At 69.4% G+C, this 22153-nt stretch carries 21 protein-coding genes; 19 read left to right on the plus strand and 2 right to left on the minus strand.

Going from position 1 to position 22153, the window contains the following annotated elements; all coding sequences use genetic code 11:
• Positions 1 to 123 precede the first annotated feature (123 nt).
• The 11 genes from AC4FS2_RS04375 to AC4FS2_RS04425 all read left to right on the plus strand — a co-directional run bounded on the left by AC4FS2_RS04375 (position 124) and on the right by AC4FS2_RS04425 (position 10058).
• Positions 124 to 1200: a UDP-N-acetylglucosamine--N-acetylmuramyl-(pentapeptide) pyrophosphoryl-undecaprenol N-acetylglucosamine transferase gene (locus AC4FS2_RS04375; protein ID WP_491153263.1), complete on the plus strand. Its 1077-nt coding sequence runs from the start codon at positions 124 to 126 to the stop codon at positions 1198 to 1200.
• A 567-nt stretch (positions 1201 to 1767) separates the two neighbouring features.
• Complete coding sequence (murC, locus tag AC4FS2_RS04380; RefSeq protein WP_491153262.1) at positions 1768 to 3177, plus strand: UDP-N-acetylmuramate--L-alanine ligase; 1410 nt, start codon at positions 1768 to 1770, stop codon at positions 3175 to 3177.
• A 5-nt stretch (positions 3178 to 3182) separates the two neighbouring features.
• Positions 3183 to 4136, plus strand: a complete 954-nt coding sequence (locus tag AC4FS2_RS04385; protein WP_491155647.1) for an FtsQ-type POTRA domain-containing protein — start codon at positions 3183 to 3185, stop codon at positions 4134 to 4136.
• A 144-nt stretch (positions 4137 to 4280) separates the two neighbouring features.
• Positions 4281 to 5447 (plus strand): cell division protein FtsZ, encoded by a 1167-nt coding sequence (ftsZ, locus tag AC4FS2_RS04390; RefSeq protein WP_491153261.1) that lies wholly within the window; start codon positions 4281 to 4283, stop codon positions 5445 to 5447.
• 66 nt (positions 5448 to 5513) lie between these two features.
• Positions 5514 to 6203, plus strand: a complete 690-nt coding sequence (locus tag AC4FS2_RS04395; protein ID WP_491153260.1) for a YggS family pyridoxal phosphate-dependent enzyme — start codon at positions 5514 to 5516, stop codon at positions 6201 to 6203.
• 31 nt (positions 6204 to 6234) lie between these two features.
• Positions 6235 to 6693, plus strand: coding sequence for a cell division protein SepF (locus AC4FS2_RS04400; RefSeq protein ID WP_491153259.1), 459 nt, complete (start codon positions 6235 to 6237; stop codon positions 6691 to 6693).
• Positions 6694 to 6699: 6 nt separating this feature from the next.
• On the plus strand, positions 6700 to 7002 hold the full coding sequence (locus AC4FS2_RS04405; RefSeq protein ID WP_491153258.1) for a YggT family protein: 303 nt from the start codon (positions 6700 to 6702) through the stop codon (positions 7000 to 7002).
• Positions 7003 to 7130: 128 nt separating this feature from the next.
• Positions 7131 to 7739 carry a DivIVA domain-containing protein gene (locus tag AC4FS2_RS04410; protein WP_491153257.1) on the plus strand — a complete coding sequence of 203 codons (609 nt, stop codon included), beginning with the start codon at positions 7131 to 7133 and terminating at the stop codon, positions 7737 to 7739.
• Between the two features lie 9 nt (positions 7740 to 7748).
• A complete protein-coding gene (gene lspA, locus AC4FS2_RS04415) occupies positions 7749 to 8438 on the plus strand; it encodes a signal peptidase II (RefSeq protein WP_491153256.1) in 690 nt (229 codons plus the stop codon).
• A complete protein-coding gene (locus tag AC4FS2_RS04420; RefSeq protein ID WP_491153255.1) occupies positions 8435 to 9358 on the plus strand; it encodes an RluA family pseudouridine synthase in 924 nt (307 codons plus the stop codon). The genes lspA and AC4FS2_RS04420 overlap by 4 nt, the downstream gene beginning before the upstream one ends.
• 130 nt (positions 9359 to 9488) lie before the next feature.
• The gene (locus AC4FS2_RS04425) at positions 9489 to 10058 is read left to right on the plus strand and encodes a GNAT family N-acetyltransferase (protein ID WP_491153254.1); all 570 of its coding nucleotides are present in this window, start codon (positions 9489 to 9491) and stop codon (positions 10056 to 10058) included.
• Here AC4FS2_RS04425 and AC4FS2_RS04430 read toward each other — a convergent pair.
• Positions 10055 to 10528, minus strand: coding sequence for an NUDIX hydrolase (locus AC4FS2_RS04430; RefSeq protein ID WP_491153253.1), 474 nt, complete (start codon positions 10526 to 10528; stop codon positions 10055 to 10057). The genes AC4FS2_RS04425 and AC4FS2_RS04430 overlap by 4 nt on opposite strands.
• 206 nt (positions 10529 to 10734) lie before the next feature.
• Here AC4FS2_RS04430 and dnaE point away from each other — a divergent pair, with 206 nt between their 5' ends.
• The 5 genes from dnaE to AC4FS2_RS04455 all read left to right on the plus strand — a co-directional run bounded on the left by dnaE (position 10735) and on the right by AC4FS2_RS04455 (position 18514).
• On the plus strand, positions 10735 to 14205 hold the full coding sequence (gene dnaE / locus AC4FS2_RS04435) for a DNA polymerase III subunit alpha (RefSeq protein WP_491155646.1): 3471 nt from the start codon (positions 10735 to 10737) through the stop codon (positions 14203 to 14205).
• Positions 14206 to 14362: 157 nt separating this feature from the next.
• Complete coding sequence (locus AC4FS2_RS04440; RefSeq protein ID WP_491153252.1) at positions 14363 to 15550, plus strand: hypothetical protein; 1188 nt, start codon at positions 14363 to 14365, stop codon at positions 15548 to 15550.
• Positions 15551 to 15605: 55 nt separating this feature from the next.
• Entirely contained in the window at positions 15606 to 16937 is a 1332-nt protein-coding gene (gene hisD / locus AC4FS2_RS04445) for a histidinol dehydrogenase (protein ID WP_491153251.1), read from the plus strand.
• A gap of 32 nt (positions 16938 to 16969) precedes the next feature.
• Positions 16970 to 17458 carry a transcriptional regulator NrdR gene (gene nrdR / locus AC4FS2_RS04450; RefSeq protein ID WP_491153250.1) on the plus strand — a complete coding sequence of 163 codons (489 nt, stop codon included), beginning with the start codon at positions 16970 to 16972 and terminating at the stop codon, positions 17456 to 17458.
• A gap of 42 nt (positions 17459 to 17500) precedes the next feature.
• Positions 17501 to 18514 carry a quinone-dependent dihydroorotate dehydrogenase gene (locus tag AC4FS2_RS04455; protein ID WP_491153249.1) on the plus strand — a complete coding sequence of 338 codons (1014 nt, stop codon included), beginning with the start codon at positions 17501 to 17503 and terminating at the stop codon, positions 18512 to 18514.
• A 118-nt stretch (positions 18515 to 18632) separates the two neighbouring features.
• On the opposite strand, the gene AC4FS2_RS04460 is transcribed toward AC4FS2_RS04455, so the two are convergent.
• Positions 18633 to 19205: a DUF3043 domain-containing protein gene (locus AC4FS2_RS04460; RefSeq protein WP_491153248.1), complete on the minus strand. Its 573-nt coding sequence runs from the start codon at positions 19203 to 19205 to the stop codon at positions 18633 to 18635.
• 46 nt (positions 19206 to 19251) lie between these two features.
• On the opposite strand from AC4FS2_RS04460, the gene AC4FS2_RS04465 reads away from it, so the two are divergent.
• The 3 genes from AC4FS2_RS04465 to ctaC all read left to right on the plus strand — a co-directional run bounded on the left by AC4FS2_RS04465 (position 19252) and on the right by ctaC (position 22149).
• Positions 19252 to 20646 (plus strand): dipeptidase, encoded by a 1395-nt coding sequence (locus AC4FS2_RS04465; protein WP_491153247.1) that lies wholly within the window; start codon positions 19252 to 19254, stop codon positions 20644 to 20646.
• Between the two features lie 74 nt (positions 20647 to 20720).
• The gene (gene erpA, locus AC4FS2_RS04470; RefSeq protein ID WP_491153246.1) at positions 20721 to 21086 is read left to right on the plus strand and encodes an iron-sulfur cluster insertion protein ErpA; all 366 of its coding nucleotides are present in this window, start codon (positions 20721 to 20723) and stop codon (positions 21084 to 21086) included.
• A gap of 175 nt (positions 21087 to 21261) precedes the next feature.
• Positions 21262 to 22149, plus strand: a complete 888-nt coding sequence (gene ctaC / locus AC4FS2_RS04475; RefSeq protein WP_491153245.1) for an aa3-type cytochrome oxidase subunit II — start codon at positions 21262 to 21264, stop codon at positions 22147 to 22149.
• Positions 22150 to 22153 lie beyond the last annotated feature (4 nt).

Raw genomic sequence — 22153 nt, forward strand, 5'->3', positions numbered from 1 at the left:
TCCCTCCGTCGGACCGCGACGCGGTGGAGTTCGCGCGGTTGTGACGGTCGGGCCGTGACGCGGTGGTGTTCGCAGACGGGGCGGGCGCCCGGAACATCCAGAAGCGCCGGTTAGGGTCGAACAGTGACGACCTACCTCCTCGCCGGTGGCGGCACGGCCGGCCACGTCAACCCGCTGCTGGCTGTGGCCGACGCCCTTCGCGAGCGCGATGCCTCTGCGGAGGTGTACGTCCTCGGCACCCGTGAGGGTCTCGAGGCGCGATTGGTGCCGCTGCGTGGCTACGAGCTGCTCATCGTGGACAAGGTCCCCTTCCCCCGCCGGCTCGACCGCGCCGCCGCAGGGTTCCCGACGCGCTTCCGCCGGGCGATCGCTCAGAGCCGGGCGCATATCCGGTCGCACGGCGTGGATGTCGTGGCAGGTTTCGGCGGATACGCTTCCGCGCCTGCGTACGTCGCTGCACGACAGGCGCGCGTTCCCTTCGTCGTCCACGAGGCCAACGCCAAGCCGGGCCTCGCGAACGTGCTGGGAGCGCGGGGTGCCGCCGGTGTGGGCGTGGCTTTCGCGGGGACGCCGCTGCGCGGATCCCGGGTGGTCGGGATGCCGCTGCGACGTGAGATCGTCGACCTCGACGCCGCTGCATCCCGAGCCGAGGCGGCCGCGTACTTCGGCCTGGACGCCGCCCGGCCCACGCTCCTGGTGTTCGGCGGATCCCTCGGAGCGATGCGGCTGAACGAGGCCTTCGGCGAGGCGTGGCACGACGTCCTGAACGCCGGATGGCAGCTGCTGCACGTGACGGGGGAGCGCTCCGACCTCCCCGACCCCGGCGCCGAGGGCTACGCCGTCGTGCGCTACGTCGACCGTATGGATCTCGCGTTCGCCCTGGCCGACGTGATCGTGTCCCGCGCGGGCTCGGGGACGGTGAGCGAGATCAGCGCGCTGGGCATCCCTGCCGTCTACGTGCCGTACGCCGTGGGCAACGGCGAGCAGCGGCTCAACGCGGCCTCGGCCGTCGATGCGGGCGCGGCACGCCTCATCCCGGACGCGGAGTTCACCGCGGAACGCGTGCGTGCGGAGATCGTTCCCCTGTTGCAGGATGCGGCCGCGCTCGACGCGATGCGCCGCGCCGCGGCATCCGTCGGCACCCGCGCCGGAACGCAGAACGTGATCGCGATGCTCGACGAGGCCCTCGCCCGCCGCTGACGCCGCGTTTCGGGTCGACCCGGCGGGCCTCCGGCGAGGTCGGGTCGTGGGTGTGCGTGTGGTGAGGAGATGTGCGTGGGGGAGGGCCGATTCGGGTGGATGCGCCCTCCCGAACGGCCATCTCCTCCCGAGGGGCACGCGGGCGGTGGGCCCGCCGAAGATCTCTCCCTCCAAGGCGCACGGGTGTGCGTCCGGCGTCCGGGGGTCGCCGCGTGGGTGTGCGTGTGGGGAGGAGATGTGCGTCAGGGAGGGCCGATTCGGGGGATGCTTCCTCCCGAACGGCCATCTCCTCCTGAGGCGCACGCGGAGGTGCGCCCGGCCGAAGATCTCTCCCTCCAAGGCGCACGGGTGGCGTCCGGCGTCGGGTCCTGGTCCGGGTGTGCGCGTGGGGAGGAGATGTGCCTTGGGGAGGGCCGATTCGGGTGGATGCTTCCTCCCGAACGGCCATCTCCTCCCGAGCTGCACGCGGGCGGTGAGCCCGCACCGCACCAGCTCGCGACCGCAGCCGAGCCAGAGCCCGCGCGCCGGAGCCGACGCCCAGGCGCGCCGACCTAGGATGATCGGGTCATGATTCGCCCCGACCTGAGCCTGCCCATCCCCGAGAACATCGAGGCCGCCCACTTCATCGGCATCGGCGGATCCGGGATGTCGGGGCTCGCGCGCATGTTCCTCGAGCGCGGCATCCGCGTCTCGGGGTCCGACCGCGCCGACGGCCCAGGGCTGCGCGCGCTCGAGGCGCTCGGGGCGAGGGTGTACGTGGGCCACGACGCCGCGAATCTCGGCGACGCGGACACGGTCGTGCACACCGGCGCGATCTGGCCGGAGAACCCCGAGTACGTCACCGCCAAGGAGCGTGGCCTCGCGGTCATACATCGTTCGCAGGCGCTGCACTGGCTGATCGGCGGGCGTCGCCTGGTGTCGGTCGCCGGCGCCCACGGCAAGACCACGTCGACCGGGATGATCGTCACCGGCCTGCGCGCGCTGGACGCCGACCCCACGTTCGTCAACGGCGGCGTCATCGCCGAGTACGGAGCATCCAGTGCGACGGGCTCGGACGATCTCTTCGTCATCGAGGCCGACGAATCCGACGGCACCTTCCTGCTGTACGACACGGCAGTGGCGTTGATCACGAACGTCGACCCCGACCACCTCGACCACTACGGCTCGATCGACGCCTTCGACGCAGCGTTCGCGCGGTTCGCCGACGGCGCCGGCGAGGCGGTCGTGATCTCCGCCGACGACGAGGGCGCGCAGCGGGTGCGATCACGGCTCGCCCACCCGCGCGTGGTCACCTTCGGCGAGGATGCCGGCGCCGATGTGCGCGTGACCGGCATCCGCACCGATGGCCCCGTGTCGTTCACGCTCACCGCGGAGGGCTCCTCGGTGCCGGTACAGCTCCGAGTGCCCGGGGCTCACAACGCCATCAACGCCGCCGGTGCCGTCGCCGTGCTCGTCACGCTCGGCTTCGACCTCGCCGCGGCCGCTGACGCGGTGGCAGGGTTCGGGGGTACGGCTCGGCGGTTCGAGCTGCACGACATCCGTCGCGGGGTGAGCGTCTACGACGACTACGCGCATCATCCGACCGAGGTTGCCGCCGCCCTCTCGGCTGCCCGCACGGTCGTCGGGGATGGTCGCATCATCGCGCTGCACCAGCCGCACACGTACTCGCGTACCCAGGCGATGTATCGCGAGTTCGCGGACGTCCTCGAATCCCTCGCCGACCATACGGTCGTGCTGGATGTCTATGGAGCCCGAGAAGACCCGGTGCCCGGTGTCACCGGGGAACTGGTCAGCGGCGCGTTCGCCGACCCCGACCGCGTGCATTTCGTCGCTGACTGGCAGCAGGCCGCCGAGTACACGGCCGCGGTGGCACGCCGCGGCGACTACGTCATCACCCTCGGGTGCGGCAACGTGAACCTCATCATCCCGCAGGTGATCGAGGCGCTGGCCGGCACCGACGAGACCCCCGCGGGATGACCGGGATGCGCCGGCCCAGCCCCCTGCCGCCGCCGCCTGCGGGATCGCGCCCCACTCCTCGCGGCGCCGGCCCGGACGTCCCGGCTGACCAGGCGAACGCCCCGATCATCCCGCTTCTGCCCGGGGAGGAGCGACCTGCACCCGGCGTTCCCCGGCGCGACACTGCATCTGCGACGGAGCCCGCCCTGTCCGGACGCCTCGGCCTGCGCGACGTGTGGCGCGCCTCCCGCGCCCGCCGACGCGCACTGCGCGCCGAGGTGCGCCGCTTCACGGTTCGCCAGCGACGTCGGCGCATGGTGTGGATCGGGGCCGCATCGGCGGTGGCGCTGCTCGTGCTCGGCACCGTGGGAGCCGCGTACAGCCCGCTGTTCGCGGTCGAGCGCATCGAGGTCGCCGGAACGAGTGCGCTGGATGCAGGTGCCGTAGCCGACGCGCTGGGAGACCAGATCGGCACACCGCTCCCGCTGGTGGATGACAGCGCGGTGAAGGCCGCGCTGGTGCGCTTCCCGCTGGTGGAGTCGTACACGCTGGAGGCGCGGCCGCCGCACGACCTCGTCGTCCGCATCGTTGAACGCACTCCGGTGGGGGTGCTCGAATCCGCCGCGGGGTACACGGTGGTGGATGCTGCGGGCGTCGCTCTCTCGACGACTCCAACGCCCCCGCCCGGCCAGCCGAGCCTGTCGATCACCGGTGGCGTCGGTTCGGCAGCTTTCCGCGCGGCCGGAACGGTGATGCGCGCACTGCCCGACGCCATCCGGTCGCGGGTGACCGCGGTGTCTGCCTCCACCGCCGACGATGTGACCCTGACGCTCGGGGAGACGGGAACGACCGTCGTGTGGGGGAGCGCCGAGCGCTCCGCGCTGAAGGCGCTCACCCTCGACACGGTGATGCGGTCCAACCCGCCCGATCGGACGAGCCTCTACGACGTCTCTTCGCCCTCCGCGATCGTCTTGCGCTGACCCGTTCTGCCGGGGATGTCGCGACACGCCGCGCCGGTCCGGCCGCCGCCGCATCCGCCACCTACGTTCGGAATCAGGAATTGCATACCCAGCAATTCTTTAACCCTCTAGATGAGGTTTAAGGTTCGGGATATGGAGGCCGGCATGAGCCAGAACCAGAACTACCTCGCCGTGATCAAGGTCGTGGGAGTCGGCGGTGGTGGCGTCAACGCCGTCAACCGCATGATCGAGCTCGGCCTGCGCGGCGTGGAGTTCATTGCGATCAACACCGACGCCCAGGCACTGCTCATGAGCGACGCGGACGTCAAGCTCGACGTCGGACGTGAATTGACGCGCGGCCTGGGTGCTGGCGCCGACCCCGAGGTGGGGCGTCGCGCCGCAGAGGACCACGCGGAAGACATCGAAGAAGCACTGGCGGGCGCCGACATGGTGTTCGTCACCGCCGGTGAGGGCGGCGGCACGGGCACCGGTGGCGCCCCGGTCGTCGCGCGTATCGCCAAGTCGATCGGCGCACTGACCATCGGTGTCGTCACGAAGCCCTTCTCCTTCGAGGGCCGTCGCCGCCAGCAGCAGGCCGAGACCGGAGTTTCGAAGCTCAAGGAAGAAGTCGACACCCTCATCGTGGTGCCGAACGACCGACTCCTGGAGATCAGCGACCGCGGCATCTCGATGATCGAGGCGTTCGCCACGGCCGACCAGGTTCTCCTGGCCGGTGTGCAGGGCATCACCGACCTGATCACCACCCCTGGCCTCATCAACCTCGACTTCGCCGACGTGAAGTCGGTCATGCAGGGAGCGGGTTCCGCGCTCATGGGCATCGGTTCGGCGCGCGGCGCCGACCGGGCGATCAAGGCTGCGGAGCTCGCGGTGGAATCTCCGCTGCTGGAGGCGTCGATCGAGGGCGCCCATGGCGTCCTGCTGTCGGTCCAGGGCGGGTCGAACCTCGGCATCTTCGAGATCAACGACGCCGCGCAGCTGGTGAAGGAGGCCGCGCACCCCGAGGCCAACATCATCTTCGGAACGGTCATCGACGACACGCTCGGCGACGAGGTGCGGGTCACCGTCATCGCGGCGGGCTTCGACGGTGGCGAGCCGTCGCTGCGACTGGATGCGGTGGGTGCGGCCCAGCGGCCGGCCACGCCGGTTCTCCCGCCGCTGCCGCTGCCCGCTGAGGAGGCCACGCCCTCGGCGCCGGTCGCGGAGCAGGAGCGCGTACGGGAGTCCGTGCCGGTCGCGGCCCGGGTTCCCGAGCCCGCCTACGACTCGGCGTTCGGCGACGACGACCTGGACATCCCCGACTTCCTGAAGTAGGAGTCCTCATCAGTTGCGGCGGGCCCGGCATGCCCCGGGCCCGCCGCAGCATTTCCGGGAGGAATCGTGGACAGCGAACTGGCTGACCGTCTGGCCGCCGTCGATGAGCGGATCGCCGCATCCGCACGCGGAGCCGGCCGCGATCCGGCCGGAATCACCCGCATCGTCGTGACCAAGTTCCACCCGGCCTCCCTCGTGAGCGACCTGTACGAGCTCGGGGTGCGTGACGTGGGGGAGAACCGGCAGCAGGAGCTCTCGGCCAAAGCCGGCGAACTCTCCGCGCTGGACGACCTGCGCTGGCATTTCATCGGCCAGGCCCAGACGAACAAGGCCCGTGCCATCCGCTCCGTCGCCTCGGCGGTGCACTCGGTCGATCGCGAGCGACTGGCCGACGCGCTGGATGCTGCGGCCCCCGAACGGCCCGACGTGCTGGATGTGCTCGTGCAGGTCAACCTGACCGACGATCCGGCGCGCGGCGGGGTGGAGCCAGGCGCCGTCCTTCGTCTGGCCGAGCACGTCGCGTCGCTGCCGTCGCTGCGGCTGCGCGGCGTCATGGCGGTCGCGCCACTGGACGAGGAGCCGGAGCGCGCCTTCACGCGCCTCCGGGCGGCAGCGGACGATGTACGCCGGGTCGCCCCGGACGCCGAGTGGATCTCGGCCGGAATGACCGGAGATTTTCCGCAGGCGATCGCGATGGGCGCGACACACCTGCGGATCGGCTCGGCAATCACGGGCCCGAGGCCTGTGCGCGGCTAGCCTCGAAACAGACGATCGAACGGAGGATGCGATGTCGAACCCGCTCAAGAAGACCATGGTGTACCTGGGCCTCGCTGACGAGGAGGAAGCCTTCGACGAGCCGGCCGCGCAGCCTACAAGCCGCAAGCCGCAAGCCGTCGAGAAGGCTGCACCGGTAACGCCGATCCACCGCCCCGTGGCGGTGCGTCAGCCCGTCCCGGGCCCGATCAGCGAGATCCTGACGGTGCACCCCAAGCAGTACCGCGACGCGCAGCTGATCGCCGAGAACTTCCGTGAGGGCGTTCCGGTCATCATCAACCTGTCGCAGATGAGCGACGCCGACGCGCGCCGTCTGATCGACTTCGCCAGCGGCCTGTCGATGGGTCTGTACGGACGGATCGAGCGGGTCACCAGCAAGGTGTTCCTGCTCTCTCCGGAGAACATCGCCGTGTCCGGCGATGGTGCCCTCGCGCAGGCGGACTCCGAGTCCGTCGCTTTCGCACAGCCGTAACCGATCGTGGACGTGCTCCGCCTCGTCGCCACCGTCGTCAACACGCTGCTCTTCCTGTACGTGATCGTGCTTCTCGTGCGTCTCGTGCTCGAGTACATCCCGATGTTCAACCGGTCCTGGCGGCCGCGGGGTGGGGCGTTGATCGCCGCTGAGGTCGTTTACACCGTCACGGATCCGCCGATCAAGCTCTTCCGGCGCTTCATCCCGCCCCTGCGGGTGGGTCCGGTCGCCATCGACTTCGCGTTCGCGTTGACCATGCTCTTGTGCTTCCTTCTGCTCGGAGTCACACGCTCCATCGCCAACGGCTGACGAGCTCTCGGCTCGAGCGCAAGGCTTCGACAGCCCTCGGAGCCTCCGACTATGCTTGCTCGAAGCAACACGGCCCGGAGCGCCGTCCGAACCGCGGCCCGCGACCAGCTCTCGAAAGAGGAACCACCATGGCATTGACCCCCGATGACGTCGTCACCAAACAGTTCCAGCACGTCCGATTCAAAGAGGGCTTCGACCCGGACGAGGTGGACGATTTCCTCGACGAAATCGTCGTCGAGTGGCGCAAGGCCCTCGCCGAGAACGAGGAACTGAAGGCCAAGCTCGCCGCATACGAATCCGGTGAGCAGCCGGCTCCCGAGGCGCGCGCCGAGGCTCCTTCCGAGCCCGTTGTGACCGAGGTCCCCGCCCCCGCCCCGGCTGTTGCGGCTCCCGCTGCCTCCGCCGACCCCGCTTCCACGTCGGCGGGCATCATCGAGCTCGCCCAGCGCCTCCACGACGAGCACGTCGCCGAGGGCAAGGCGCAGCGCGACCAGCTCATCTCCGAGGCGCAGGCGCGCGCCGCAGCGATCGTCGCCGACGCCGAGGCCAAGGGTCGCGACGAGATCGCACGCCTCGAGAAGGAGCGCGCTGCGCTTGAGGCCCGGATCGCCGATCTGAACGCGTTCGAGCGTGACTACCGCGCGCAGCTGCGCAGCTACATCGAGGGCAAGCTCCGCGACCTCGACACGACCGCCACGCCGTCGGGATCCACCCCGGTCTCGGCGATCGGGCTCTAGGCCCGCTCGGTGCGCAGCCGAGCACCCCTGCATCAGGCGGCGGCCGGCATCCTCATCGCGATCCTCGCGGTGACGGTGCTGGCCGCCGACCAGTTCACGAAGTTCCTCGCGATAGCGAACCTGCCACCCGAAGAGCCGGTCGCGATCCTCGGCGAGTTCCTGCAGTTCTACCTCGTCCGCAACCCGGGCGCCGCGTTCTCGCTGGGCCAGGGCGTCACCTGGGTGTTCACACTGGCGCTGGCTGCGGTCGCGGTCGCGATCGTCTGGCTCGCGGTCACGCGGGTGACCTCCCGCGCGTGGGCGGTCGTCCTCGGGCTTCTCCTGGGCGGTGTCCTCGGAAACCTCACCGACCGGCTGCTGCGCCAGCCCGGGTTCCCAGTCGGGCATGTGGTGGATTTCATCTCCACCCCGTGGATGATGCCGGCGATCTACAACGTCGCCGACATCTTCATCGTCACGATGATGATCTCGGTCGCTCTGCTCGTGCTCATCGGCTTGCGCCTGGACGGCACGCGCGAGACGCGGGCTGCCTCGGCGAACGCCACCGACGCCACCGACGCCACGGATGCCACCGACGGGCCCGATGCCACAGGCGGCCCCGACGCGCCCGGCGGGCCTGACGCGGTCACCGACCCCGATCGCACCGGATCGCCCGCCGACCCCAACCACACCTCTCCCGGCACCCCTCCACGCGAATGACCGAGTCGCGCACCCTGCCCGTCCCCGACGGGCTCGACGGCACGCGGGTGGATGCAGCGCTAGCGAAGATGCTCGGATTCTCCCGAACGTTCGCCGCCGACGTCGCCGATGCGGGCGGCGTGGAACTGGACGGGCGCGTCGTGTCCAAATCCGACCGGCTGCACGGCGGCGGGTGGCTGACCGTTTCGTGGACGCCGAAGCGGGAGCCGGAGATCATCCCCGTCGAGGTGCCCGGCCTCGGAATCGTGTATGACGACGACGACATCGTCGTGGTCGACAAGCCCGCCGGTGTCGCGGCGCATCCCTCGATGGGATGGGAGGGTCCCACGGTGCTCGGCGCGCTGGCGGCGGGCGGTTTCCGTGTTGCCACGAGCGGCGCCGCCGAGCGGCGCGGAATCGTTCATCGCCTAGACGTCGGCACGAGCGGGCTCATGGTCGTCGCGAAGAGCGAACGCGCCTACACGGCCCTCAAGCGCGCCTTCAAGGAGCGCGAGGTGGAGAAGATCTACCATGCGGTCGTGCAGGGCCACCCGGACCCCCTCGCCGGCACCATCGACGCGCCGATCGGGCGTCATCCCACGCACTCATGGAAGTTCGCCGTCACGCCCACCGGCAAGGACTCCGTCACGCACTACGAGACGATCGAAGCCTTCCCGGGCGCGTCGCTGCTGGAGATCCACCTGGAGACCGGTCGGACGCATCAGATTCGCGTGCACATGGCCGCGCACCGGCACCCATGCGTGGGCGACCCGCTGTACGGCGCCGACCCCACGCTCTCGGCCCGGCTGGGCCTCACCCGGCAGTGGCTGCACGCGCGGCAGCTGTCGTTCGCCCACCCCGCGACGGGGGAGTGGTCGACCTTTACTTCGGAGTACCCGGCTGACCTTCAGCACGCACTCGACATCCTCCGCGCCGACTGACGCGTCTGCCCCCTTCGCCCGGTCGGAGAATCACACGTAGGTCGGACGATATCGCGCGAATCCTCCGACCGACGCGGGATGCTCCGACCTCGGTGAGCGCGGTGTCGGAGGAGAATGCGACACTGCGGGCATGACGATCAAGGTCCGGCCCGCGACATCGTTCGAGGACGCCGCGATCCTCCTCGGCCCGAAGCGCCCCGACGCGAACGTGTGCTGGTGCCTGAGCTACCGCATCCCGGGCCGGCTGAACCGCGAGCTGGCCGGGCCGGCGCGCGGCGAGTACGTGCGAGAGCTCTGCGCGCGTGATGTGGCACCCGGGGTGCTCGCCTACGACGGGGGCGAGGTGGTCGGGTGGGCCGCCGTCGCGCCGCGCGCCGACACGACCTTCGCGACCTCGCGGCTGATCCCGCACGTCGATGACCTCCCGGTATGGGCGGTGTGGTGCATCCGGGTGCGGCCAGGTCACCGCGGGCGCGGAATCTCCCACGCCCTGCTGGCGGGGGCGGTCGCCTTCGCTCGCGACCATGGCGCGCCCGCCATCGAGGGCTATCCGGTCGACAACGAAGGCCGGAAGGTCGATCTCACGATGGCCTACGTCGGCACGAAGGCGCTGTTCGAGAGAGCGGGATTCCGCGAGGCCGCCGTCACCGGTTCGCGCCTGGCCGGGTTCCCGCGGGTGCTGATGCGTCGGACGCTCTAGCGGCCACCGGCGAAGGACGCGGGGTCGTCTTCGGCGACGGCCAGCGCGATCTTGCGGACGTGCTCGGGAGCGACGTCCGTGAGCTCTCCGAGTCCGTAGAAGCCGACCTCTGTCAACTCGCCGTCGGCGGGATGCGGGTCACCCGAGACCCAGTCGCAGCGGAAGACCAGATCGAGGTAGTCGACCTGGTCGCCGTTGGCGTAGGTGATGCGCGGCACCTGCTGGACGAGCGCGAGGCGCGTCGCGCGGACGACGATCCCGGCCTCCTCCGAGCACTCGCGGACGGCGGCATCCGCGGGCTCCTCGCCGGGATCGACGATGCCCGAGACCGCCTGCCACTGGCCGTTGTCGGCGCGCTTACCCAGCAGCACCTTCTCGTCACGGAAGACGATCGCGGTGACTCCCACCAGCGGAAGCGGCGCGTGTCCGATCTTCTCGCGCAGCGACAGGACGAACTCGGGCGTGGCCATGAATCCACCCTAGGCGGAGCCCCCGCCGGCGAGCAGCCGGCTCGCACCCCGGCCGAACCTTCACCTTCTACATGAGGGAGAACCGATTCCGCCCGGCCGCACCCGGAACGACCTCGGCGACGGCCGGAGTGTCGGTGGGGGGTTCGTAGACTCGACCCGTGGCATCCGACTCCTTCGTTCATCTGCATGTGCACAGCGAGTATTCGATGTTGGACGGCGCCGCGCGCATCGCTCCGATGGTGCAGGAGGCCGTCCGTCAGGGGATGCCCGCGATCGCGGTGACCGACCACGGCAACACCTTCGCGGCGTACGAGTTCTACAAGACGGCGAAGGATGCCGGCATCAAGCCGATCATCGGTATCGAGGCGTACGTGACGCCCGGAACCCACCGTGCCGACAAGGCGCGCGTGCGGTGGGGCACCCCCGAGCAGAGCGGCGACGACGTGTCGGGTTCCGGTGCCTACACGCACATGACCCTGCTGTCGGAGACCACCGAGGGCATGCACAACCTCTTCCGGCTCTCCAGCAGGGCGTCCATCGAGGGGTACTACTTCAAGCCCCGCATGGACCGGGAGCTGCTCCAGACCTACTCCACGGGCCTCATCGCCACGACCGGCTGCCCGTCGGGCGAGGTGCAGACGCGCCTGCGGCTCGGTCAGTACGACGCGGCCCGTGCGGCCGCAGCGGAGTTCCAGGACATCTTCGGCAAGGACAACTACTTCGCCGAGATCATGGACCACGGTCTCTCGATCGAGCGCCGGGTCATGGGCGACCTGATCAAGATCGCGAAAGACCTCAGCATCCCCCTCGTCGGGACCAACGACCTGCACTACACACATCAGCACGACGCCACGAGCCACGCGGCGCTGCTGTGCGTGCAGTCGGGCTCGACCCTGGATGATCCCAAGCGGTTCAAGTTCGACGGCGACGGCTACTACGTGAAGTCGCCCGCGGAGATGCGCCAGATCTTCCGCGATCATCCGGAGGCGTGCGACAGCACCCTGCTGATCGCCGAACGCTGCGACGTCGAGTTCAACACCTCCGCGAACTACATGCCGCGCTTCCCCGTCCCCGCCGGCGAAACCGAGGATTCGTGGTTCATCAAGGAGGTGGAGAAGGGGCTCGAGTTCCGCTACCCCGAGGGCATCCCCGCGGAGGTGCGCAAGCAGGCCGAGTACGAGACCGGCGTCATCACCCAGATGGGCTTCCCCGGCTACTTCCTCGTCGTCGCCGACTTCATCAACTGGGCGAAGGACCACGGCATCCGCGTCGGTCCCGGCCGCGGCTCGGGCGCGGGGTCGATGGCGGCCTACGCCATGCGCATCACCGATCTCGACCCGCTCAAGCACGGCCTCATCTTCGAGCGATTCCTCAACCCCGATCGCGTCTCGATGCCCGACTTCGACGTCGACTTCGACGACCGTCGCCGGGGCGAGGTCATCCAGTACGTCACCGAGAAGTACGGCGACGCGCGCGTCGCGCAGATCGTGACCTACGGCACCATCAAGGCCAAGCAGGCCCTGAAGGACGCCGGCCGCGTCCTCGGCTTCCCGTTCAGCATGGGGGAGAGGCTCACCAAGGCCATGCCCCCCGCCGTGATGGGCAAGGACATGCCGCTGGACGGCATGTTCGACAAGGAGCACCCGCGCTTCAAGGAAGCAGCGGAGTTCCGCACCCTCATCGAGACCGACACCGAGGCCAAGACGGTGTTCGACACGGCGGTGGGGCTGGAGAACCTCAAGCGTCAGTGGGGTGTCCACGCCGCGGGCGTGATCATGTCCAGCGAGCCGCTCGTCGACATCATCCCGATCATGCGCCGGGAGCAGGACGGCCAGATCGTCACGCAGTTCGACTATCCCGCGTGCGAGGCCCTCGGCCTGATCAAGATGGACTTCCTGGGGCTCCGCAACCTCACCATCATCAACGACGCCGTCGACAACATCGAAGCCAACCGTGGCGAGAAGCTCGTCCTCGAAGACCTCACTCTCGATGACCAGCACTCCTACGATCTGCTCTCCCGGGGAGACACCCTCGGCGTGTTCCAACTCGATGGTGGGCCGATGCGCTCGCTCCTGCGTCTGATGAAGCCCGACAACTTCGAAGACATCTCGGCTGTCATCGCCCTGTACCGCCCGGGTCCGATGGGCGCGAACTCGCACATCAACTACGCGCTGCGCAAGAACGGCCAGCAGGAGATCACCCCGATCCACCCCGAGCTCGAAGAGCCCCTCAGAGACATCCTCGACACCACCTACGGCCTGATCATCTATCAGGAGCAGGTCATGGCGATCGCCCAGCGGGTCGCGGGCTTCTCGCTCGGTCAAGCAGACATCCTTCGTCGCGCGATGGGTAAGAAGAAGAAGTCCGAGCTGGACAAGCAGTACGAGGGGTTCCACGGCGGAATGGTCGCGCGCGGGTTCGGCGAGGCCGCGATCAAGGCGCTGTGGGACATCCTCCTTCCGTTCTCCGACTACGCCTTCAACAAGGCGCACTCGGCCGCTTACGGGCTCGTGTCCTACTGGACCGCGTACCTCAAGTCGCACTACCCCGCCGAGTACATGGCCGCGTTGCTGACCAGCGTGGGCGACTCCAAGGACAAGATGGCGGTCTACCTGAACGAGTGCCGCCGCATGGGAATCCGGGTTCTTCCGCCCGACGTGAACGAGTCCATCCGCTACTTCGCGGCCGTCGGCGACGACATCCGCTTCGGTCTCGGAGCCGTGCGCAATGTCGGCTCCAACGTGGTGGAGGGGATCGTGGCCTCCCGAGCCGACGACAACTTCGTCAGCTTCCACGACTTCCTCACGAAGGTGCCTCTGCACGTCGCCAACAAGCGCACCGTGGAATCGCTCATCAAGGCGGGCGCGTTCGACTCTCTCGGTGCAACCCGGCGCGCCCTTCTCGAGATCCACGAGGATGCGACGGAGGCGGCGGTGGAGACAAAGCGAAAGGCGGCCACCGGCGCCATCGGCTTCGACTTCGACAGTCTTTACGACGAGGCGGAGGAGATCATGCCGGCGAAGGTGCCCGATCGCCCCGAGTGGACGAAGAAGGACAAGCTCGCCTTCGAACGCGAGATGCTCGGCCTCTACGTGTCCGATCATCCGCTGGCCGGGCTCGAGGTGCCCCTCGCCAAGCATGCGTCCACCAGCATCCATGACCTGCTCTCGTCCGAAGAGGTGCAGGACGGCGACCAGGTCACCATCGCGGGGCTGATCACAAGTGTCCAGCATCGCGTCGCCAAGCAGAGCGGCAACCCGTACGGCATGATCACCGTCGAAGACTTCAACGGCGAGGTCACCGTGATGTTCATGGGGAAGACCTACCAGGAGTTCTCGCCCGTTCTCCAAGCCGATGCGATCCTCGTGGTCCGCGGCCGGGTGTCGCGGCGCGATGATGGTCTGAACCTGCACGCGCAATCGGCGTTCTCGCCGGATCTCGGCTCCCTGGACGAGTCGGGCCCGCTCGTGCTCCTGATGGCCGAGCAGCGCGCCAGCGAAGACCTGGTCAACGATCTGGCCGAGGTGCTGCGCCGCCACCGCGGCGATACCGAGGTCACACTGAAGCTGCACAAGGCCGGGACGGCGAAGGTGTTCGAAGTGCCGCTGCCCGTGCGGGTGACCGCTGACCTGTACGGCGAACTCAAGGGGCTGCTCGGCCCGAACTGTCTGGGCTGAGCCATCCCTCCTTCACAGGTGCGAGCCTGATTTCACAAGTCGAGCCTGATTTCACAAGTCGAGCCTGATTTCACAAGTACTGTCAAGCGGCGACGCCTCCTGGGCCGCGCCGACCACCGTGGGTAGGATCGTCTCCGCCCCCCTGGAGAGGAACATCGTGACTGACGCTGAACTTGACGACACGACCATCGCCCGCGCCCCGGCCTCCGAGGCGGCACCCGTCGCGGCGGAGGATGCGGCGGTTCCCGCCGAGCGCGAGACTCCACCCCAGTACGGTGTGGGCCCGTTCTCCATCCGCGAGGTGGCCCTGACGGCCGTCTGGCTCGTGGCCTTCATCGTGTCCTTCTTCCCCCTGAACATCGTCGGCGGCAACGCGCGCCCGCTCTTCGGTGGCGCGAACGTCTGGGTATCGGGTCTGTCGTGGATCCTCACGATCGGGCTTCCCACGATCGCCGTGTTCCTGCTGGTGCTGCGCCGGCTCTCGCCGCAGGGTATCCGCCGATTCGGATCGCTCGGCATCGACCAGTTCGCCTCCGTGGCGTTCTCGGTGGCCGCACTGGTGTGGCTCTCGTCGCTGTGGGACAACGTCGCCATCGTCATCGAGACCGGTTTCTGGACCCGCTCGTGGGTGGTGTGGGTCGAGGTCATCCTCATGCTCGCCGGTGTGGTGCTCACGGTCTTCGCGCCGATCATCCCCGTGCTCGAGCAGGACTTCCAGGATCGACCCGAGATCCCCGCGCATCGCAACGCCCGTCCTGTCCGTGCCGTGGTGCCGCGCCCTGCCCGTGAGCGTCGCGCCCCCGCTCCGGCGCCTACGCCGGTGGATGGCGACGCCTTCCAGGGCGGCCCCTCCCACGATGCGGCCTCCGACTCGCGCTCCGACGAGACGGGCGCCTCCAGCACGGGTTCCCACGACGCCGGCACCTACCCGCCGAATTCGTACGACACGGGGTCGTACGCCCGCGGCGCGGGCACCTCCGCGCCGGTGGCGGCAGTGCCCGTGTCGAACACCGGGGCCTTCGACACCGATGTCTTCGCCCCCCTGCGAGACGACCCCGAGCCTGCAGAGCACGAGCCTGCAGAGCACGAGCCGGAGACCCAGGAATGGGCGGCGGCCGATGACACCGTGGCCTCCGCCGCGCACGCCGCGCCCGCGCAGCAGGCCTTCTGGGCACTTGTGCCCGTGGAGCGCGACGTGGTGGATGACTACGGCTCTCCACTCTTCCGGATCGGCCCCACCGCATGGGCGCTGGTCATCGAAGACCGCGGCGAGGTCTTCGTGGTCCGTCACGAGGACGGCCGCATCGGCTACCTCCACGACGTGAGCGGCGTCACCCGGGGCTGACCCGGGCTCGGGCTACCGGGGACGGGGCGCGTTCCCGTGCCGGTAGCCTGGATGGATGCTCCGCACCATCGATCTGCGCGGCCGGACGCTCAGCCCGGCCGAGCTGCTGGCCTCCGTGCCACGTGCCGCCGCGGCACGCGACGAAGCTTTGACGATCGCCGCCGCGATCGTCGCCGACGTCGCCGAGCGGGGCGAGGCGGCGCTGCGCGAGCAGGCTGAGCGGTTCGACGCCGTCAGCGGACACGAGGTGCGGGTGCCGCCCGCACACCTCGAAGAAGCCGTCGCATCCCTCGCCCCCGATGTGCGCGCCGCGCTGGAGGAAGCCATCCGGCGCGTACGACGGGCCTCTGCTGCGCAGGTCCCGGCGCCCGTGACGACGGAGCTCGGCCCCGGGGCGCGCGTGACGCAGCGGTGGCAACCGGTGCGGCGGGTGGGCGTCTACGTGCCCGGAGGCAAAGCCGCGTATCCCTCGAGCGTCGTGATGAACGTCGTGCCCGCGCAGGTCGCCGGCGTCGTCGAGGTGGCCCTCGCGTCCCCTCCGCAGCGTGAGTTCGGCGGGCGTGTGCACCCCGTGATCCTGGCTGCCGCTCACCTTCTCGGCGTCAGTGAGGTCTATGCCATGGGGGGCGCGGGGGCGATCGGCGCCTTCGCATACGGCGTCGACTCACTCGGGCTGGAACCGGTCGACGTGGTCACCGGGCCGGGCAACAACTTCGTCGCGTCGGCCAAGCGCGCCGTCGCCGGTCGCGTCGGGACAGACGCGGAAGCCGGCGCCACCGAGATCCTCGTCGTCGCGGACGACAGCGCCGACGCCGTGCTGGTGGCGGCCGACCTCGTGAGCCAGGCCGAGCACGACGAACAGGCCTCGGCCGTCCTCGTCACCGAATCTCCCGCACTGGCGGCAGCGGTGGCGGATGCGGTGGCCGCGCTCGCTGCGCGTACCCGTCACCGGGAGCGGGTGCAGGCGGCGCTGAGCGGCCCGCAGTCCGCGATCGTCCTCGTGGACGACCTCGCCGGCGCGGCGGCGTTCAGCAACGCCTACGCGCCCGAGCACCTCGAACTGCACCTTCGCGACCCGAAGCCGGAGCTCTTCGTCCACGCCGGCGCCATCTTCGTCGGACCGTTCTCGCCTGTGAGCCTCGGCGACTACCTGGCCGGCAGCAACCACGTGCTGCCCACCGGGGGACAGGCGCGGTACGCGGCCGGGCTGTCGGCCGCGACCTTCCTGCGCCCGCAGCAGATCATCGAGTACGACCGCGATGCCCTCGCAGAGGTGCGGGACGGCATCGTGGCGCTGGCGGAGGCGGAGGCGCTGCCCGCGCACGGGGAGGCCATCCAGGCCCGCTTCGCCGGAGAAGATGCTTCCGAAGACCCGTCAACAGCATGAGGGGCGACGGCGTCGCGTAGTCTGTCGGTGCCATGCACTGCCCCTTCTGCCGCCATCCCGATTCCCGCGTCATCGATTCCCGCACGAGCGACGACGGGCTCAGCATCCGCCGACGTCGGCAGTGCCCCGAGTGCGGCGGGCGATTCTCGACCGTCGAGACGGCCAGCCTGAACGTCATCAAACGCTCCGGCGTGATCGAGCCGTTCAGCCGCGAGAAGGTGATGTCGGGCGTGCGCAAGGCATGCCAGGGTCGGCCCGTGACGGAAGCCGATCTGGCGATGCTGGCGCAGAGCGTCGAGGAGACCGTCCGCCAGACCGGGGCGTCTCAGATCGAGGCGAACGAGATCGGTCTGGCCATCCTCGGCCCGCTGCGCGAGCTGGATGAGGTGGCGTACCTGCGTTTCGCCAGCGTCTACCAGGGTTTCGAGTCGCTCGAAGACTTCGAGTCCGCCATCGGGCTGCTCCGCGCCGATCACTCGGCGCGGCACACCGTGGACGAGCCGGCGGGCGTCGCCGAGTAGGCGCATCCTCGCAACCGGGTGCCGTCCCCTAGGCTGGCGGGGATGTATCCGCTGCTCTTCCGCCTGGTCCTGTCGCGGATCGACCCCGAACGCGCGCACCACCTGGCGATCCCGGTCATCCGCCTGCTCGGCATCACGCCGTTCTCCTGGGCCACCCGTCGGCTGACGGCGCCCCGGCCGGAACATCGGACGGACGCGCTCGGGCTGACCTTCGACTCGCCCTTCGGCGTCGCCGCCGGCTTCGACAAGGACGTCCGCATGGTGGCGGGCCTCCGCGCCCTCGGATTCGGGCACATCGAAGTGGGCACGATCACGGCGCTCCCGCAGCCGGGAAACCCGCGTCCTCGTCTGTTCCGGTTCGTTGCCGACCGCGCCGTGGTGAACCGGATGGGGTTCAACAACGGCGGCGCGGAGGCCGCCGCCCGGCGCCTGGAGCGGCTGCGTCGCCGCCGCATCCGTCCCGTGATCGGTGTCAACATCGGCAAGAGCCGCGTCGTCGCGGTCGAGGATGCGGCGGACGACTACGTGCGGAGCACCCGGCTGCTCGCACCGCTGGCCGACTACCTCGTGGTGAACGTCTCGTCACCGAACACCCCGGGCCTGCGCGGCCTTCAGGCCGTGGAGACGCTCCGTCCGCTGCTGGAGGCTGTGCGGGATGCGGCCGGCGAGACGCCGCTCCTGGTGAAGATCGCGCCGGATCTCGCCGACGACGAGGTGCAGGACATCGCGCGTCTCGCCGTCGATCTGGGTCTGGCCGGACTCATCGCGACGAACACGACGATCTCGCGCGAGGGCCTGCGCACGCCTCCGGAGATCGTGGCGGCCGCGGGGGAGGGCGGGCTTTCCGGGGCGCCGCTGAAGCTGCGGGCGATGGCGGTCCTGCGCCTGGTGCGAGCGGTCGTACCCCCGGAGTTCGTCGTCATCTCCGCCGGCGGCGTGGAGACCGCATCCGACGTACGCGAGCGTCTGGACGCCGGAGCGACTCTCGTGCAGGGCTACACCGCGTTCCTGTATCGCGGCCCGCTCTGGGCTCGCCAGATCAACCGCGCTCTCTGACACCGCACCGCACCCGCGAGACTGCACGCTGCCCACGAGACCGTGGCGTAGCGCCGTCGTCTCGTGGGCAGCGTGGAGTCTCGCGGATTCGAGCGGGCCGCGAGGAGCGGCGCGTGAGTCAGGCGGGGTGCTGGCCGCGCTTGACCTGAGCCTTGGGCAGGCGCATGAAGCGCATCTGCACGGTGCGCATCGCCGAGTACCAGCCGAGGCCCTTCTCGAGGCGCTCCGCGCCGAACTTCTCGCGCGCCGCGCGCTTGACGCGGATGGAGGTGATGATCATGTCGCCGACCACGAAGAGGATGAAGATCCACAGCGCCACGAATGCCCAGTACTGGAACATCGGCAGCGGCACGAGGGTCGCCACGATCACGAGCACCATGAAGGGCATGACGCCCTCTCCGAGGTGCCATCCCGAGTCGACGAAGTCGCGCGCGAACCGGCGCTGCGGACCCTTGTCGCGCAGGGGCAGGTAGCGGTCGTCCCCGGCGGCCATGCCGGCGCGGGCCTTCTCGCGCTTCGCGGCGAGCTCGGCGCGCGCACGGGCCTTCGCCTCCTTGGTGTCGGCGACGAGCGGCCGCTTGCGCGCCGCCTCCCGCTCGGCGCGCGTCGGAGTGGCGCGTCCCTTGCCGGAGCCCAGGCGGGCGGGGTCGGCGGGAGCGTCGTTGGACGCGGGGGCAGGAGTCTTGGCCACGGGGAACCTTCGAAGCATCGGATGCGGGCTCTTTAAGATTACCCGCATGACCTCTGACTCATCCCGCAGAGATGCCGTGCGTTCCGCCGCCGCATCCGTCGTTCCCTCCGCCCTGGCCGATCTCGGCGCTCTCGTGCGCATCCCGTCGGTGGCGTGGCCCGCGTTCGACCAGACCCAGCTTGCGCGCAGCGCGGAGGCGGTCGCCGAGCTCTTCCGCGGACTGGACTTCTTCGATCGCGTGGAGGTGAAGACCGCGGCGATCCCCGACACCGATGAGCACGGGCAGCCGGCCGTGCTCGCCACACGGGCAGCGCGCAACGGCCGCCCGACGGTGCTGCTGTACGCGCACCACGATGTGCAGCCGGTCGGCGACGAGGCGCTCTGGGAGTCGCCGCCGTTCGAACCGACCGTGCGCGACGGGCGCCTGTACGGGCGCGGCGCCGCCGATGACAAGGCCGGGGTCATGGCACACGTGGCGGCCCTCCGCGCCCTGACCGAGGCGCTGGGCCGAGACCTCGACCTGGGCGTCGCTGTGTTCATCGAGGGAGAAGAGGAGTACGGGTCGCGGTCGTTCGCATCGTTCCTCTCCGACAACGCCGACGCGCTGCGCGCCGACGCGATCGTCGTCGCCGACTCGGGCAACTGGGACGAGCGCACACCCGCCCTCACGGTGTCGCTTCGGGGAAACGCACGCTTCACCCTCCGCGTGCGGACCCTCGACCACGCCTCGCACTCCGGGATGTTCGGGGGAGCGGTGCCCGACGCCATGCTCGCCACCGTGAAGCTCCTCGCAACCCTGTGGGACGACGACGGCGCGGTCGCGGTGGACGGCCTCACCGAGCGTGACGAGCCGACGCCCGACTACAGCGAAGAGACCCTCCGCTCGGAGACCGGCCTCCTCAGTGGCGTGTCGCCGATCGGGCGGGGAGCGATCCTCGGCCGTATCTGGAACAAGGCGTCGATCACGATCACCGGAATCGACGCGACCAGCGTGGCCGCCGCATCCAACACGCTGGCCCCCGAGATCACCGTCGTGGTGAGCGCTCGCGTGGCGCCCGGTCAGGCCGCGGCGGAGGCGTATGCGGCGATCGAGGCGCATCTGCGCGCACACGCGCCCTTCGGTGCTGAGCTGACCTTCTCCGACGTCGACCTCGGCGACGGGTTCCTTGTAGACACCAGCGGGTGGGCAGTCGAGGACGTGCGTGCGGCGTTCGCCGAAGGCTACGGAGTCCCGAGCATCGACGTGGGTGTCGGCGGGTCGATCCCCTTCATCGCCGACCTCGTGCGCGAGTTCCCCGAAGCCCAGATCCTCGTGACCGGTGTGGAAGACCCCCACTCGCGCGCGCACAGCCCGAACGAGTCGCTGCACCTGGATACCTTCCGGCACGCGGTGGCGGCCGAGGCTCTGCTGCTGGAGAGCCTCGACGCGCGCACGGTGTGAACGAAGCTCTGCGTCGCCGGGCGGCGTAGAATCATCGTGTCCGAACCGCGACGCGCTCGACGAAAGGGGTTGTCATGACCGACACCGCGCTGTCCACCGACCAGATTGTCCGCGAACACGGCGTCGGGCTCACCGACGCCGCCGCCAGCAAGGTCAAGAGCCTGCTCGACCAGGAGGGGCGCGACGACCTGCGCCTGCGCGTGGCCGTGCAGCCCGGGGGATGCTCCGGACTGATCTACCAGCTGTACTTCGACGAGCGCTACCTCGACGGTGACAAGGCGGTCGATTTCGATGGAGTCGAGGTCATCGTCGACGACATGAGCGTCCCGTATCTCGACGGAGCGACCATCGACTTCAAGGACACCATCTCGGAGCAGGGGTTCACGATCGACAACCCCAACGCCGCCGGCAGCTGCGCCTGCGGCGACAGCTTCCACTGATCTCAATCCGGGAGGCCGCCAGCCGGTCCCCGACACGCGGCAACCCGCGGCACGAGAGCGATTTTCGCCTCGTCCCGCGGGTTTTCGCGTTGTGCAGGCTGGACGGTTGTCCTGAGAAGCATGAGAGCTTGCCCTAGACTGAGCAAGCAACATTCATGTCCCGGAAAGGTACACCGTGCCCTCGAAACGCAGCCTCCGCTGGGCCTTCCTCCCGGTAGGAATCGCCTCGGCAGCAGTGCTCGCCGGGTGCTCCCCGACGCAACTGCACGGCTACCTGCCGGGCTTCCAAGAGGACGGCGTTCCCGCCACCAACCGCGTGGACATGGTCGCCGGGCTCTGGGTCAACTCGTGGATCGTGCTGCTCGCGGTGGGTCTGACCACCTGGGGACTGATGCTGTGGGCGGCCATCGCCTACCGTCGCCGTAAAGGCCAGTCGGGCCTCCCGGTGCAGCTGCGCTACAACATGCCGATCGAGATCTTCTACACGATCGTGCCGCTGATCCTGGTCGTCGGTTTCTTCGCGTTCACCGCACGCGACCAGGACATCCTCGAGACGCAGTACGAAGACCCCGAGGTGTCGATCACCGCCTACGGCAAGCAGTGGGCGTGGGACTTCCAGTACAACGGCGAAGAGGAGGACGCCTCCGACGCCGTCTGGACGATGGGTGTTCAGGCAGAACCCGAGGGCGACGGGACCGTCGACCAGGAGGCACTGCCCACCCTTTACCTCCCCGTCGACAAGACGGTGCAGATCGAGTTGCAGTCGCGCGATGTGGCGCACTCCTTCTTCGTGATCGACTTCCTTTACAAGAAGGACATGTACCTCGGGCGGGACAACTACTGGTCGTTCACGCCCACGCGTGAGGGCACGTACGCCGGCAAGTGCGCCGAGCTGTGCGGCGAATACCACTCCGCGATGCTGTTCAACGTCAAGGTCGTCAGCGAGGCGGAGTACGAGGACTACCTTGAGACCCTCCGTGACGAGGGCCAGACGGGCGATATCGACGAGGCCTACGACCGACTCCAGGGCAACACAGGATTCGGCCGCGCCGAGGAAGGCTAGCGAG

Source organism: Microbacterium sp. Z10_103, assembly GCF_058310455.1.